Source organism: Enterobacter sp. E14S, assembly GCF_055666685.1.
This window is the reverse complement of the sequence record NZ_JBVODQ010000001.1, coordinates 761,277-776,586: the sequence shown is the minus strand read 5'-3', so window position 1 is coordinate 776,586 and position 15,310 is coordinate 761,277. Positions and strand designations below refer to the sequence as shown.

13 protein-coding genes are annotated in these 15,310 nt (G+C 55.6%); 9 read left to right on the top strand and 4 right to left on the bottom strand.

The window, feature by feature from the left end:
* The 5 genes from ACZ6J2_RS03735 (at nucleotide 1) to ACZ6J2_RS03715 (ending at nucleotide 6,064) form a co-directional block, all read left to right on the top strand.
* Nucleotides 1-1,059: a Gfo/Idh/MocA family protein gene (locus ACZ6J2_RS03735; protein WP_471724847.1), complete on the top strand. Its 1,059-nt coding sequence runs from the start codon at nucleotides 1-3 to the stop codon at nucleotides 1,057-1,059.
* Entirely contained in the window at nucleotides 1,053-3,332 is a 2,280-nt protein-coding gene (locus tag ACZ6J2_RS03730) for a glycoside hydrolase family 65 protein (protein ID WP_471724846.1), read from the top strand. Before ACZ6J2_RS03735 ends, ACZ6J2_RS03730 begins: the two co-directional genes overlap by 7 nt.
* Nucleotides 3,322-3,987 (top strand): beta-phosphoglucomutase, encoded by a 666-nt coding sequence (gene pgmB, locus ACZ6J2_RS03725; protein WP_094935710.1) that lies wholly within the window; start codon nucleotides 3,322-3,324, stop codon nucleotides 3,985-3,987. Before ACZ6J2_RS03730 ends, pgmB begins: the two co-directional genes overlap by 11 nt.
* A gap of 13 nt (nucleotides 3,988-4,000) precedes the next feature.
* Nucleotides 4,001-5,083 (top strand): ABC transporter ATP-binding protein, encoded by a 1,083-nt coding sequence (locus tag ACZ6J2_RS03720; RefSeq protein ID WP_471724845.1) that lies wholly within the window; start codon nucleotides 4,001-4,003, stop codon nucleotides 5,081-5,083.
* 66 nt (nucleotides 5,084-5,149) lie between these two features.
* Complete coding sequence (locus tag ACZ6J2_RS03715; RefSeq protein ID WP_047060998.1) at nucleotides 5,150-6,064, top strand: OmpG family monomeric porin; 915 nt, start codon at nucleotides 5,150-5,152, stop codon at nucleotides 6,062-6,064.
* Nucleotides 6,065-6,098: 34 nt separating this feature from the next.
* Here the strand turns inward: ACZ6J2_RS03715 and ACZ6J2_RS03710 are convergent, their stop codons facing one another.
* Nucleotides 6,099-7,109, bottom strand: coding sequence for a LacI family DNA-binding transcriptional regulator (locus ACZ6J2_RS03710; protein WP_194399373.1), 1,011 nt, complete (start codon nucleotides 7,107-7,109; stop codon nucleotides 6,099-6,101).
* Between the two features lie 155 nt (nucleotides 7,110-7,264).
* On the opposite strand from ACZ6J2_RS03710, the gene ACZ6J2_RS03705 reads away from it, so the two are divergent.
* From ACZ6J2_RS03705 to tyrR, 3 genes are all read left to right on the top strand, one after another.
* Nucleotides 7,265-8,662, top strand: coding sequence for a YcjX family GTP-binding protein (locus ACZ6J2_RS03705; protein ID WP_471724844.1), 1,398 nt, complete (start codon nucleotides 7,265-7,267; stop codon nucleotides 8,660-8,662).
* Nucleotides 8,659-9,711: a TIGR01620 family protein gene (locus ACZ6J2_RS03700; protein WP_471724842.1), complete on the top strand. Its 1,053-nt coding sequence runs from the start codon at nucleotides 8,659-8,661 to the stop codon at nucleotides 9,709-9,711. Before ACZ6J2_RS03705 ends, ACZ6J2_RS03700 begins: the two co-directional genes overlap by 4 nt.
* 112 nt (nucleotides 9,712-9,823) lie before the next feature.
* Nucleotides 9,824-11,365, top strand: coding sequence for a transcriptional regulator TyrR (tyrR, locus tag ACZ6J2_RS03695; protein WP_023335909.1), 1,542 nt, complete (start codon nucleotides 9,824-9,826; stop codon nucleotides 11,363-11,365).
* 36 nt (nucleotides 11,366-11,401) lie between these two features.
* On the opposite strand, the gene ACZ6J2_RS03690 is transcribed toward tyrR, so the two are convergent.
* Entirely contained in the window at nucleotides 11,402-12,610 is a 1,209-nt protein-coding gene (locus ACZ6J2_RS03690) for an aldose 1-epimerase family protein (RefSeq protein WP_471724841.1), read from the bottom strand.
* Nucleotides 12,611-12,885: 275 nt separating this feature from the next.
* Nucleotides 12,886-13,392 (bottom strand): thiol peroxidase, encoded by a 507-nt coding sequence (gene tpx, locus ACZ6J2_RS03685; protein WP_023335907.1) that lies wholly within the window; start codon nucleotides 13,390-13,392, stop codon nucleotides 12,886-12,888.
* A gap of 107 nt (nucleotides 13,393-13,499) precedes the next feature.
* Between tpx and ycjG the strand changes: the two genes are divergently transcribed.
* Complete coding sequence (gene ycjG / locus ACZ6J2_RS03680) at nucleotides 13,500-14,465, top strand: L-Ala-D/L-Glu epimerase (protein ID WP_471724838.1); 966 nt, start codon at nucleotides 13,500-13,502, stop codon at nucleotides 14,463-14,465.
* Here the strand turns inward: ycjG and mpaA are convergent.
* Nucleotides 14,456-15,169, bottom strand: a complete 714-nt coding sequence (mpaA, locus tag ACZ6J2_RS03675; RefSeq protein ID WP_471724837.1) for a murein tripeptide amidase MpaA — start codon at nucleotides 15,167-15,169, stop codon at nucleotides 14,456-14,458. The two genes, ycjG and mpaA, sit on opposite strands and share 10 nt — an antisense overlap.
* Between the last annotated feature and the right edge of the window lie 141 nt (nucleotides 15,170-15,310).

The window sequence follows — 15,310 nt, the reverse complement described above, 5'->3', positions numbered from 1 at the left end:
GTGATGAGTGCTTCTACACCTTCGCCTCTGCGCGTCGCCATCATTGGCGCCGGGCAGGTCGCGGATAAAGTGCATGCCTCGTATTACGCCACGCGCAGTGATGTTCAGATGGTGGCTGTCATCGACAGCCATCCTGAACAGGCTCGGGCGTTTGCGGAACGTCATGGTATTTCCTCGGTATGGCAGGATGCGCGAGACATGCTCGAGGCGGTTAAGCCGGATGTGGTGAGCGTCTGTTCGCCTAACCGGTTCCATTTCGAGCACGTCATGGCAGCGCTGGAAGCGGGCTGCCACGTGATGTGTGAAAAACCACCTGCTATGACGTCGCAGGAGGCCGATCGGATGCGCATGGCCGCGCGCAAGGCGGGAAAAGTGCTGGCGTATGATTTTCACCATCGTTTTGCTCTCGATACGCAACTGCTGCGTGAGGCTGTGATGAAGGGGACGCTGGGAGAAATTTATTACACCACTGCGCAGGCGCTACGCCGCTGCGGGGTTCCCGGCTGGGGCGTCTTTACCAACAAAACGCTACAGGGCGGTGGGCCGCTGATTGATATCGGCATCCATATGCTCGATGCCGCGTTGTACGTGCTGGGGTTCCCGGCGGTAAAAAAGGTGACGGCACACAGCTTCCAGAGGCTGGGAAACCGTAAAAGCAGCGGCCAGTTTGGCGCGTGGGATCCCACGCAGTTTACCGTTGAAGATGCCCTGTTTGGCACCATTGAATTTTGCAACGGCGGCATTCTGCGTCTGGACACGTCGTTTGCGCTCAATATCCGTGAACAATCCATCATGAACGTCGCATTTTGCGGTGAAAAGGCGGGCGCCATGCTGTTCCCGGCGCACATCTACAACGACGAAGCCGGGACTTTAGTCACCCTCACGCAGCGTGAAGAGGCTGACGATCGGCGTCATATGCGCAGTATGGATGCCTTTGTGCGGCATGTGCAGGGAGAGCCCGTCATGATCGCTGATGCAGAGCAGGGGCTGGTTATCCAGCAGCTCGTCGCCGCGCTGTATGAATCAGCTGAAACAGGGGAAAGCGTGACGTTATGCTAAACGTGTCTGTATTAACCGACCCGGGCTTTTGTCCACACAGCCTGAATAAATACGCCTCCATCATGGCCTGCGGTAATGGCTACACGGGGATCCGCGCTGCGCATGAAGAAGATTACACCCAGCAAACCAGAGGTATGTATCTTGCGGGTCTCTATCATCGTGCTGGTCGCAACGAGACCACTGAGCTGGTCAATCTGCCGGATATCATCGGTATTGATGTTGAGCTGGATGGCGTCAATTTCACGCTCCTGTCAGGCGAAATCCTCGAGTGGCAGCGCGAGCTGGCGTTTGCCAATGGCGAACTTCGTCGCAGCGTCGTCTGGCGCTCGCCTGACGGGAAACGCTATCGACTGGAGAGCCGTCGTTTTGTGTCGCTGGACCAGTTGCCCTTAGTGGCCATGCAGCTTTCCATCACGCCGCTCGATGCCGTCGCGCACGCCGTGCTGCAAACCGGCATTGACGCAACGCAAACGAACAGCGGCAGACAGCATCTGGATGAAGTGTCGGTCAGAGTGTTCGATCAGGAATACATGCAGGGCGTATATGAAACGCAGGACCGCGCGTCTGAGATTGTTGTTTCAGCGTATTGTCAGCTCTCAGCGAAGAGCGACAGCTGTTTCACCGCCAAAAATCGTCGTCTCAGCGCTCATCATTCGCTGACGATTGCGAAGGGTGACACCGTCACGCTTGAAAAAATCATCTGGGTGGCACATCGCAGTGATAAGGCACTGTCGCAGGCGTCTTTCGCCCGCAACGTGCTGGCCGATCTCAAAGTCTGTGCGGCAAGAGGCTACAACGCCTTGCTTGAGAGTTCGGCGTGTGCCTGGCAAGAGGTCTGGCGTAACGCTCGGGTGGAGGTGGACTCTACGGAACCTCAGGATCAGATGGCGCTGGATTACGCCGTATGGCATTTGACGGCCATGACGCCAGCCCATGATGAGCGAAGCAGTATCGCCGCCAAAGGGCTGACGGGCGAGGGGTATAAAGGCCACGTCTTCTGGGATACCGAAATTTTCCTGCTGCCTTTCCATCTCTTCACGCGTCCCCAGACCGCCCGTAGCCTGCTGCGCTATCGTTGGCTTAATCTCTCAGGCGCACGGGAAAAAGCCCGTCGCAACGGCTGGCCCGGCGCGCTGTTCCCATGGGAAAGCGCCGCCAGCGGCCTGGAAGAGACGCCGGAGTTTGCGGCTATTAACATCCGAACCGGCACGCGCCAGAAGGTAGCCTCCGCGCTGGCGGAACACCACATCGTGGCGGACATTGCCTGGGCCGTCGTCGCATACTGGCAGGCGACGCACGATGATGCCTTTATGCGAAATGAAGGTATCACGCTGCTGATGGAAACCGCTGCGTTCTGGATGGGTCGCGCAACGGAAATCAATGGTCGTCTCGAAATCCATGACGTCATCGGACCGGACGAATACACCGAGCATGTGAACAACAACGCGTATACCAACTATCTGGCCTGGCACAACGTCGCCTGCGCGCGCCGGTTTATGGCGATGTTTGGGCGCGAGGATGACGGTTTTACGCAGAATGCCACACGGTTCCTGACGCGCTTATGGCTGCCGGAATCCAATTCAGACGGTGTGCTCCCGCAGGATGATACCTTCATGGCAAAACCTGCCATCGATCTGAGCCGCTACAAAGCCACAGCGGGTAAGCAGACCATTCTGCTCGATTATTCCCGTGCGGAAGTTAACGAGATGCAGATCCTCAAGCAGGCTGATGTGGTGATGCTCACCTACCTGTTGCCGGAGCGGTTTACCCCGCAGCAGTGCGCCGCCAATCTGGCGTTCTACGAGCCCCGCACGATCCATGATTCGTCGCTGAGCAAGGCCATTCACGGCATTGTGACCGCCCGCTGCGGTGATACCGAAGGCGCCTACGCCTTCTGGCGCGATGGCGTCGCCATCGATCTTGGTGACGACCCGCACAGCTGTGATGACGGGATTCACGCCGCTGCGACCGGCGCTATCTGGTCCGGCGTCATTCAGGGCTTTGCCGGTATGCAGATAGTAGAAGGGGAACTGCACCTTGCGCCCAGGTTGCCGGCCCACTGGCAAAGGCTTGCTTTCCCCCTGCGCTGGCGGAACGCAACGCTGCACTTTACGTATGAAAACGAGGTTTTAACCATTGGAGCTTCAGCACCGGTCACGCTGACGCTGTGGGGCAAAACGCTACTCGTATCGGGGCATAAAGTTTGCGCCTATAAGGATTTTCTTGCACCTGTTAATGGGACCGCTACCACGGAGGGGCGCCATGACGCTTAAGGCGGTTGTATTCGATCTGGACGGTGTGATCACCGATACCGCACACCTCCATTTTCTGGCCTGGCGTGCAGTGGCGGATGAAATCGGCATCACCTTTGACGAAGTATTTAACGAACAGCTGAAGGGCATTAGCCGCATGGATTCCCTGCAGCGCATCCTGAAGCATGGCGGGAAAGAGGAGATGTTCAGCCATGAGCAGTGCCTCGCGCTGGCGACGAAAAAGAACGCGCTCTATGTCCAGTCTCTGGCGTCGCTGACGGAGGATTCACTGCTTCCGGGTATTCGCGACGTGCTGGCGGATATCCGTGCGGCGAAGGTCAAAATTGGGCTCGCCTCCGTTTCCCTGAATGCCCCGGGGATCCTGCACGCGCTGGGCATTCATCAGGCCTTCGATTTTTGCGCCGATGCTTCCCGTATTCGCCGCTCAAAGCCAGACCCGGAGATCTTCCTTGCCGCCTGTGCAGGCCTGAATGTGCGTCCTGACGCGGCTATAGGTATCGAAGATGCACCTGCAGGCGTTGAGGCGATCAACGCGGCGGGAATGCTATCGGTTGGGATTGGATCTGGCCTGAACCATGCGGGATTACAACTTCATTCAACGCGGGAACTGACCTGGAAATGCCTGACCGAGTTTTGGGCATCCCGGACGTATTGATAAGGAATTAACAATGGCTCAACTGTCCCTGAAACACATTCAGAAAATCTATGATAACCAGGTCCACGTGGTTAAGGATTTCAGTCTCGAAATTGAAGACAAGGAGTTCATCGTCTTCGTCGGGCCTTCGGGCTGCGGTAAATCCACGACGCTGCGCATGATTGCCGGTCTGGAAGAGATCAGCGCGGGTGAACTGATTATTGACGGGGTGTGCATGAATGACGTGCCCGCCAAGTCTCGCGATATCGCGATGGTGTTCCAGAACTATGCGCTTTATCCGCATATGACGGTCTACGACAACATGGCGTTCGGCCTGAAGATGCAAAAAATTGCACCTGTGGTTATCGACGAGCGTGTTAACTGGGCGGCACAGATCCTCGGATTACGCGAGTACCTCAAGCGTAAACCGGGCGCGCTGTCCGGCGGCCAGCGACAGCGCGTGGCGTTGGGCAGGGCGATCGTGCGCGAAGCGGGCGTGTTCCTGATGGATGAACCGCTCTCCAACCTTGATGCCAAGCTTCGCGTGCAGATGCGGGCTGAAATCAGCAAGCTGCACCAGAAGCTCAACACCACGATGATTTACGTGACCCACGACCAGACGGAAGCCATGACGATGGCGACCCGCATCGTGATCTTAAAAGACGGCATTATTCAGCAGGTTGGCGCTCCGAAGCAGGTGTACAACGAACCGGCAAACATGTTTGTCGCAGGGTTTATTGGATCGCCAGCCATGAATTTCATTCGCGGTGCTATCGACGATTGCTATTTCGTCACGGAAACGCTGCGTCTGGCGATCCCGGAAGACAAACTCGCTTCACTGAATGCCGCAGGGTATCAGCGCAAAGCGGTGGTATTTGGGATCCGCCCGGAAGATATTCTCACTCTGCAGAGCAGTGGTAAAAATATCGCGGCGAAAGTCAGCGTAGCCGAACTGACCGGCGCAGAATTTATGCTTTACGCCACCGTTGGCGGTCATGAGCTGGTGGTTCGCGCTGGCGCGGCGAATGATTATGCCGCAGGGGATAATATCAACATCCAGTTCGATATGAATAAGTGCCATTTCTTCGACGCTGAAACCGAAGCGGCTATTAGATAAGAAAGGTGTTCGCCGGAAATGCAAATTTCCGGTTTTTTTGTTTGTTACTTATAAAGGGAAAATTAAATGAGTACTCTACTAAGAAGTGCTGCGCTCGTTCTGTGCGCAGGAGTTAGCTGTGCACAAGCATCAGAAGCAGCTAAACAGTGGGAATTTAATATTGGCGCAATGTATGAAATCGAAAACGTTGAGGGGCAGGGCGACGATAAAGATGGATTATATGAACCTTCCGTATGGTTTAATGCAACCTGGGATGCGTGGACTATTTCGCTGGCGATGTATCAGGAGGGGCCGGTTGATTACAGCAGTATGACCCGTGGAACCTATTTCGATCGTCCTGAATTTCAATTACGCTATCGCTTTATCGGAACCGATAATTTCACCTTCGGTCTGACCGGCGGTTTCCGTAATTATGGTTATCACTTTAAAGATGAGCACGGTGCCAAAGATGGCAGCGCTAATATGCAGCGCTACAAAGTTCAGCCTGACTGGGATATTAAATTAACCGACGACTGGCGTTTTGGCGGCTGGTTTGCCATGTATCAGTTTGCTAACGATCTGCAAAAAACCGGCTACGCTGACAGCCGCGTTGAAACCGAAACGGGCTTTACCTGGACCATTAACGAAACCTTTGCTGCTAAAGTGAATTATTATTTAGAGCGCGGCTTCAATATGGACAGTTCCCGTAATAACGGCGAGTTTTCTACTCAGGAAATTCGTGCCTATCTGCCCATTTCGTTAGGCCAGACCACCTTAACGCCTTATACCCGCCTGGGGCTCGATCGCTGGTCGAACTGGGACTGGCAGGACGATCCTGAGCGTGAAGGACACGATTTCAACCGACTCGGTCTCCTCTACGCTTACGATTTCAATAATGGTTTATCCATGACGCTGGAATACGCCTATGAGTGGGAAAACCACGATGAAGGCGAGAGCGACCGCTTCCACTATGCGGGGGTTGGCGTAAACTACGCGTTCTGACCGACTGCACGCCAGGGGCAATACGCCCCTGGTTTTAGCGAAGGGAAGCAGCCAACAAAAAGTGGGTATCAACCAGCACTTTTTGCGGTGCGGGCTGACCCGCAATACGCCTGAAAAGAAGATCGCAGCTCTCTTCGCCCAGTTTTCGGGTCGGGATATCGAAGCCGCCAGGTGCGGGCGTTAAAATGAGAGACAGCATCGGGTCACTGTATCCGGCTATCACTACCTGCTCCGGGATCATCAGGTTCAACTCATCCGCCGCCCGATAGAGGCTAAGTAACTTCATGCTGTCGGTAGCGAATACCGCATCAGGCGGCGTGGGTGAAGACAACAATTCCAGCGCTGCCGTAAGCGCACTCTCATGGGTATAACCGCCATCCCTGATCCAGTCCGGGTTAAGGGCAATATGGTGCTTTTCCAGACTGGCTTTATAGCCCGCAAGGCGATCGATCGAAACATGATAATCAAGCGGGGCATGCAGACAGGCAATTTTACGGCGTCCGTTTTTAATAAAGGTTTCGGTCAGCGTGGCGCTGTCATGGAAATTATCCGTGTCGACGGAATAGATATTTTGATACTCACCTTCCACTTTACCGATAACCACTACCGGTACGCCATACGCATCGAGCGTGGTGAAAAAGGATTCATTTGCCGGTGAGCTCAGCATAATGATCCCTTTGATCATCTTCTGTTTTATTTTACTCACGCATTTCAGCAGATCGTCTTCGCTGCTTTTTGACGTTTGTAAAATAACGTCAAATCCTTCTTCTTCCGCTTTTGCCGTAATGGCATGCAGGACATCGGAGAAAAAAGGATTACCGGCAGTGGTTTTGGTTGAACGGGTCGAAATAACCATAATGGCATCGAAGCCTGAAGAGGTCAGGGCGCGGGCCAGTTTGTTGGGCTGATAATTTAATTCGTCAATCGCCTTCAGCACTTTTTCACGCGCTTCGGGAGAAATATTCGTTTGTTTATTCAGAACGCGGGAAACGGTTGATTTCGATACGCCCGCAACCCGTGCGATATCATAGATGGTGGGTGACATACACCTTACTCACTCCGGACTGACAGCAATGCCGTTCATCTTACTGGAGAGAAAACGGCAATAGCAATAAATAAGAATTGATAATCAACGATCTGCCCCCATTTATTGTATTCTGAAGCCATGCATTCAAGGCTTCCAGGCAACGAAGGACGGCGATGAAGCGACTTAAAAACGAAATCAATTCACTGGTGAACCGTGGCGTTGACCGTCATCTGCGTCTGGCCGTGACGGGGCTGAGCCGCAGCGGTAAGACGGCGTTTATCACCGCGATGGTGAACCAGCTCCTGAACCTGCACGCCGGTGCGCGTCTCCCGCTGCTCAGCGCGGTGCGGGAAGAACGCCTGCTGGGCGTGAAGCGCGTTCCTCAGCGTGATTTTGGGATTCCACGTTTTACCTATGACGAAGGGCTGGCGCAGCTCTATGGCGATCCGCCCATGTGGCCGACGCCGACGCGAGGGGTGAGTGAAATTCGCCTCGCGCTGCGCTTTCGCTCGAATGAATCCCTGATGCGCCACTTCAAGGATACTTCTACGCTGTACCTTGAAATCGTCGATTACCCCGGTGAATGGTTGCTCGACCTGCCGATGCTGGCGCAGGATTACCTCAGCTGGTCCCGCCAGATGACGGGCTTGTTGCAGGGGCAGCGCGCCGGGTGGTCGGACAAATGGCGACAGCTGTGCGAAGGCCTGGACCCGCTTGCGCCAGCCGATGAAAACCGTCTGGCGGCCATTGCCGAAGCCTGGACGGCGTATCTGCACCAGTGCAAGCAGGAAGGGTTGCACTTCATTCAGCCGGGTCGCTTTGTCCTGCCGGGTGATTTAGCGGGCGCGCCTGCGCTTCAGTTCTTCCCCTGGCCTGACGTGGACGGGGTGGGCGAGTCGAAGCTGGCGCAGGCCGACAGGCACACTAACGCCGGGATGCTGCGCGAGCGTTACAATTACTACTGTGAGAAAGTGGTCAAGGGATTCTATAAAAACCATTTCTTGCGATTTGATCGTCAGATTGTGCTGGTGGATTGTCTGCAGCCGCTCAACAGCGGGCCGCAGGCCTTCAACGATATGCGCCTGGCGCTGACGCAGCTGATGCAAAGTTTTCACTACGGGCAGCGGACGCTGTTTCGCCGTCTGTTCTCACCGGTGATCGATAAACTGCTCTTTGCGGCCACCAAGGCCGATCACGTCACGGTCGACCAGCATGCCAATATGGTATCGCTTCTGCAGCAGCTGGTGCAGGACGCCTGGCAAAACGCCGCCTTCGAAGGGATCGGCATGGATTGCCTTGGGCTTGCGTCCGTGCAGGCAACGCAAAGCGGGCTGATTGATCTTAACGGCGAGAAAATACCGGCATTACGCGGGAACCGGCTCAGCGACGGTGAACCGCTTACCGTTTATCCGGGCGAAGTGCCTGCGCGGCTGCCGGGCCAGGCCTTCTGGCAGAACCAGGGTTTTCAGTTTGAAGCCTTCCGCCCGCAGGCAATGAGCGTCGACAGGCCATTACCACACATCCGTCTGGATGCGGCGCTGGAGTTTTTGATTGGAGATAAATTGCGATGACGGAACCGTTAAAACCGCGCATAGACTTTACCGGAACGCTTGAGCAGGATCCTCAGGAGGCGTTCAAAACCGCGCAGACGTTCAGCGGCACGCAGGCTGATAACTTTTCCCCGGCCCTGACCGAGGAGCCCGGCGTCGAGGAAGGTCCGGCAGAGGCGGTTGTGGAAGCCGCCCTGCGTCCAAAGCGCAGCCTGTGGCGCAGGATGGTCACCGCCGGGCTAGCGCTGTTTGGCGTAAGCGTAGTTGGTCAAGGCGTGCAGTGGGCGATGAATGCCTGGCAAACTCAGGACTGGGTCGCGCTGGGCGGATGTGCCGCAGGCGCGCTGATTGTAGGGGCGGGCATCGGGTCGGTTGCCACCGAGTGGCGGCGGCTCTGGCGTTTGCGCCAGCGCGCGCACGAGCGTGATGAAGCGCGGGATCTGCTCCACAGTCACGGCACCGGCAAAGGCCGCGCGTTCTGTGAAAAGCTGGCCAGCCAGGCCGGAATCGACCAGTCGCATCCGGCGCTTCAGCGCTGGTATGCCGCCATTCATGAAACCCAGAATGACCGGGAAGTGGTGACGCTCTATTCCCATATGGTTCAGCCGGTGCTGGATGCCCAGGCGCGGCGCGAGATTAGCCGATCTGCGGCGGAATCCACCCTGATGATTGCCGTCAGCCCGCTGGCGCTGGTCGATATGGCCTTTATCGCCTGGCGTAACCTGCGGCTGATCAACCGTATCGCGAACCTTTACGGCATAGAGCTGGGTTATTACAGTCGGCTCAGATTGTTCAAACTGGTCTTGCTCAATATCGCGTTTGCCGGGGCGAGTGAGCTGGTGCGCGAAGTGGGCATGGACTGGATGTCGCAGGATCTGGCGGCGCGACTTTCTGCGCGTGCCGCGCAGGGTATCGGCGCGGGATTATTGACCGCGCGTTTGGGGATTAAAGCGATGGAGGTCTGCCGTCCGCTGCCGTGGATTGATGGCGATAAGCCCCGGCTGGGGGATTTCAGGCGTGAACTGATCGGCCAGCTCAAAGAGACGCTCAATAAAAAACCGGCTCCGTGAGGTTTTGTTCACTTATCGTGCTGGCTGTCAATATTTGTTGACAGCCATCTTCCCGATCACCGTGTTCTGACATATCATTTTACTGTTATTGGCTTAAAACGGTGAATTTCCCATGCGTCTTGAAGTCTTCTGTGAAGACCGTCTCGGTCTGACCCGCGAATTACTCGATCTTCTTGTTTTACGTAGCATTGATTTACGTGGCATTGAGATCGATCCTGTCGGGCGAATTTACCTCAATTTTGCCGAAATTGAATTTAACACCTTCAGCAGCCTGATGGCGGAAATCCGCCGTATCGCTGGCGTTACGGATGTACGCACTATTCCCTGGATGCCCTCTGAGCGTGAGCATCTGGCGCTGAGCGCGCTGCTGGAGGCCATGCCAGAGCCGTTCCTCTCCCTGGATTTGAAAAGCAAAGTTGAGCGCGTTAATCACGCGAGCTGCCAGCTTTTCGCGCAGAGCCAGGAGAAGCTCAGCAATCATAACGCCGCGCAGCTGATCCCCGGCTTTAACTTCCAGCGCTGGCTGGACAGCAATCCGCAGAACACGCTTAGCGAGCATGTGGTGATTAACGGGCAGAATTTCCTGATGGAGATCACGCCGGTCTATCTGAAAGGGGAAGGGAATACTCGCGTGTTGACCGGGGCGGTGATCATGCTGCGCTCGACGTTACGCATGGGCCGTCAGCTGCAGAACATTTCCAGCCAGGACGTTGGCGCGTTCAGCCAGATTATTGCCGTCAGTCCGAAAATGCGCCATGTGGTTGATCAGGCGCGCAAGCTCGCAAGCCTGACCGCACCGCTGCTGATTACCGGGGATACCGGCACCGGAAAAGACCTGCTGGCTCACGCCGTGCATCTGGCGAGCCCGCGCGCGGCCAAGCCTTATCTGGCACTTAACTGCGCCTCTATTCCGGAAGATGCCGTTGAAAGCGAGCTGTTTGGTCACGCGCCGGAAGGCAAGAAAGGGTTCTTCGAGCAGGCTAACGGTGGCTCCGTGCTGCTGGACGAAATCGGCGAAATGTCGCCGCGCATGCAGGCTAAGCTGCTGCGTTTCCTGAACGACGGAACCTTCCGCCGCGTCGGTGAGGATCACGAAGTGCATGTGGACGTGCGCGTCATTTGCGCCACCCAGAAAAACCTGGTGGAACTGGTGCAAAAGGGGATCTTCCGCGAAGATCTCTATTACCGCCTCAACGTCCTGACGCTGAATATTCCCCCGCTGCGCGATTGCCCGCAGGACATCATGCCGCTCACGGAGCTGTTCGTCGCCCGCTTTGCCGACGAGCAGGGGGTGCCGCGTCCGAAGCTGTCTGCCGATCTCGGCACGGTGCTCATGCGCTACGGCTGGCCGGGCAACATTCGTCAGCTCAAAAACGCCGTTTATCGTGCGCTGACCCAGCTTGAAGGGTACGAACTGCGTCCGCAGGATATTCTGTTGCCTGATTACGACGCGGGGACGGTATCGGTTGGCGAAGAGGCGATGGAAGGTTCGCTGGACGATATCACCAGCCGTTTTGAGCGTTCAGTGCTGACGCAGCTGTACCGCAGCTATCCCAGCACCCGCAAGCTGGCAAAACGCCTTGGCGTCTCGCATACCGCGATCGCGAACAAGCTGCGTGAGTACGGTTTGAATCATAAGAAAGGCGACGAATAACAAAAAGCCTCTGTAAAGAGGCTTTTTACTTTGCGTTTATTCCTTCGCCATCGGCGTGTTAACAATTTCTGTTTTTGTCTCTCCCTGAATCGATGCAATCCTGTTTTCGACCTCTTTCACCTGCTGCGGGCTGTGCAGCAGGGTATAGGTCAGGTCAAACTGCGCGCTGGCACCGGGCTGCAGCTGCTTAACCCGCTTCTGCTCGCGTTCAATCGTAACGGGGTAGGCGTAGCTGGTGCCTGGCTCAATGCCCGTGACGTAGCCCTGCTTCAGCGTATCGGTGTTCTTCCATAAGGTCAGCACGGGCAGCTGGCGGGTATCAAACTGGATTGACGCGCCTTTATCTCCGGCCTTATTGATCACCGCCGCAAGCGTTTCGTGGTTATTGTCTGCGAGCGGTTTAATGTTAAAGACCATCTCATCAAAGCCTTTTGTCGGCCCGGCATAGGTTTGCCAGTCGTTAACGCCCGCTTTGGCGTAGTCATTGAACGGGCTCACGCTCGCCGCCGGCGCAAGGAAGCGCGCGCCTTCTTCGAGGATCGGCGTGCCGAAGTTGCTGTGATAGATGATTTGGTAATCATGAGGGTAATCGGCATGGTTTGTCAGAACATCGTGCAGACTGAACTGGTTGGTTCCGGGAACGTAACGCAGTTCGGTCATGGTTTGCAGATCCGATTTTTTAAACGTGCTCTCTTTGATCAAACCCCGAACGCGGATTTCATGCGGGGCGGCATCGGCGATTTCAACCTCGACCTGCGAAACGGGGGTATTACCGGCCCTGCCGTGCAGGGTGTAAATTTGCCCGTCAGCGGTGACCGGATGTCCGGTCCACTCATAGCCACAGCGCACCATCATCTCGTTGAAACCATCCAGCCAGCCGAGACCGTTTCGGCTTTCAAGATTGATATAAGCCGGATTAACGACCTCTTTAACGGGCGAATTCCACCCCAGTCGGGTGCCAAAGCCTTCTACGTGCAGAAGGTTCATCCCGCGGGTCGGGCTCAGGGTAATCGTCAGGCCGTCTTTACTGCTGATTATGATGACTTTGCTGCCTTCCTGTTTACCACCGTGCAAGACTTTTTGCTCAATGCTGAACGTTTGATCTTTAACTTTCAGCTCATCACTGGAAATCTTCCAGTTTCCTTTCTCTACGCTGCTTTCAGCACTTGTCAGCACCCAGGTTTTGGCCGCTGCATGGCCAGAAATCAGTACCGCAAGGAGCGTAAAAGCGAATTTAATTTTCATATTTTATCCTTTTTGCTGAAACGATTATTTTCTTTCGTAAGCAAATCTAATGTTTAGGCAAAAAGGGAAATGTGATGTGCTTCACTGCGGTCGAAAATAGAGAATTTTAACGATTATTATGCGTTATTGATCACGTTAATGTTACTCGTCGACGTTTTTATTGCATGATTAATGTGATTTGTGAACATTTGTGCTTTAACGATTCAGCTTTAATATAATAAAAAACCCCGCCGCGGCGAGGTTGAGAATAAGTTGTATAGAATGCTAAGTACTTATTATGCTTTCAGCACGTCCAGCGCGGCAGTGTAGTCCGGCTCGGTGGTGATTTCGTTAACCAGTTCGCTGAAGACAACGGTGTCGTTTTCATCCAGAACCAGTACGGCACGTGCTGCCAGACCTTTCAGTGGGCCTTCCGCGATGCTGACGCCGTATTTCTCGAGGAAATCTGCGCTGCGCAGGGTGGAGAGGGTAATAACGTTGCTCAGGCCTTCGGCACCGCAGAAACGGGACTGGGCAAACGGCAGGTCAGCGGAAATGCACAGCACAACGGTGTTGTCCATTTCAGTCGCCAGCTGGTTGAATTTACGCACGGACGCGGCACAAACGCCGGTATCAATGCTTGGGAAAATGTTCAGTACTTTGCGTTTACCCGCAAACTGAGCCAGTGTGACGTCAGACAGATCTTTAGCCACCAGAGTAAAAGCCTGCGCTTTGCTGCCAGCCTGCGGAATGGAACCTGCAACAGCAACCGGGTTGCCCTGGAAATGAACGAGTTGTGACATAGATATCTTCCTGTTTACATATAGTTAACGTCGGGGCTAGTGTATGCCATCAGCGGATAACACGGCAAACCAAATTTTTCGCCTTTCCGGGCCGCAAGGAGTCAGTGATGAGAAGCGTTAAGGTCTATGAAGAAGCCTGGCCATTGCATACCCCGTTTGTGATCTCCCGCGGCAGTCGAAGTGAAGCCAGCGTGGTCGTGGTTGAAATCGAAGAAGAGGGGGTTAAAGGCGTCGGGGAATGTACGCCTTACCCGCGGTATGGAGAAAGTCCTGCGTCGGTGATGGCGCATATCATGACCCTGGTGCCTGACCTGCAAAAAGGGCTCACGCGCGAGGCGTTACAGCAGCGTTTACCCGCCGGGGCTGCGCGCAACGCCATCGATTGTGCGCTCTGGAGCCTTGAGGCCGCTAAGCAGCAGCAATCGCTGACGTCCTTGCTGGGTGCATCACTGCCGGAGTCCGTCATGACGGCGCAAACGGTCGTGATTGGTGAGCCGGAGCAGATGGCCGCCAGCGCAAAAGCGCTCTTTGACGCCGGGGCCACGCTGTTAAAAGTGAAGCTCGACGATCGCCTGATCAGCGAGCGGATGGTCGCCATTCGCTCGGCGGTTCCCTCGGCCACTCTGATTGTTGACGCCAACGAGTCGTGGCATCCCGAGGGGCTTGCCGCGCGATGCCAGCTGCTGGCCGATCTGGGCGTGGCGATGCTGGAGCAGCCTCTGCCAGCGAAGGATGATGCGGCGCTGAAGAATTTTATCCATCCGCTGCCCGTCTGTGCGGATGAAAGCTGTCATACCCGCGAGAATTTGAGCGCGCTTAAGGGCAGCTATGAGATGGTCAATATCAAGCTCGACAAGACCGGCGGGCTGACAGAAGCGCTGGCCCTGGCGGCGGAAGCGCAGGCGCAGGGCTTTTCCCTGATGCTGGGATGCATGCTCTGCACATCCCGGGCGATCGGCGCGGCGCTGCCGCTGGTCAATCAGGTCCGTTTCGCCGATCTGGATGGCCCGACGTGGCTGGCGGTTGACGTTTCACCGGCGCTTAATTTTACCAGCGGCGTGCTTCATCTTTGAGGCTGCCAGCGCAGTAGCTCCATCATCGCGTTTAAGTATTTTTCGCTGGCTTCGTCGGAGGAAATCGGCGGGAATTCAGCGGTGATGCAGGGCAGGCTCAAATCGGCGCACCAGCGACCGAACGATCCGGGTGTTTCATAGCCCACGCTGGTGACGAGCGGCAGGGCGAAAGCCTGCGCCAGCCACGCGCCCAGTTCGGAGTGGCGCGGATCTTCAATGCAGGCCAGCGGATCGTGGAACGAGACCACCCACGCGGGGTGGATCTTATGGATTAGCTGGCACAGCGCCTGGGTTTCCGGCTCTGAGCCCGGCTTATCTCCCGTCAGCAGAACCACATCACGCTCCTCGGCGGAGCTGTTCCAGCGATAAACCGTTTCTCCGGCGCGCCAGTTTGCCGCCGGGAAATTACGGTTCAGGTCGACTCCCCTCGCGTTCGCCCGTAAACCAAGCTGACAGCCGTCCGGATTGACGGCAAGAATCACGTGGTGACGTCGCAATGAAGGCGTCAGCGTCCGCAGCGCGCAGGAAAGCGTGACGATGGACGAGTTCTCATCTCCGTGCGTGCCGGCAATGATCAAACCGCTGCTGCGATCGGCATCGGGCGCCGGGAACCAGATCAGCGATGCGCCTAAAAATGAGCGGCCATATTGCTCAGCGCCCGGCGGAAAGGCCCCGCGCTCCGCTCGTGGTCGGGTGATTGCCATACGAAATCCTGATAAAGAAGTCTCTACTGGCAGTGTTGTGCAAAACTCGCTGTTAATCAAATAGTTTCCGTAACGCTTGAGAATTGCCTCAAATCACTATTCATGACGAAGATATTTGCATTTCTCTGTTTCGAAACAAAT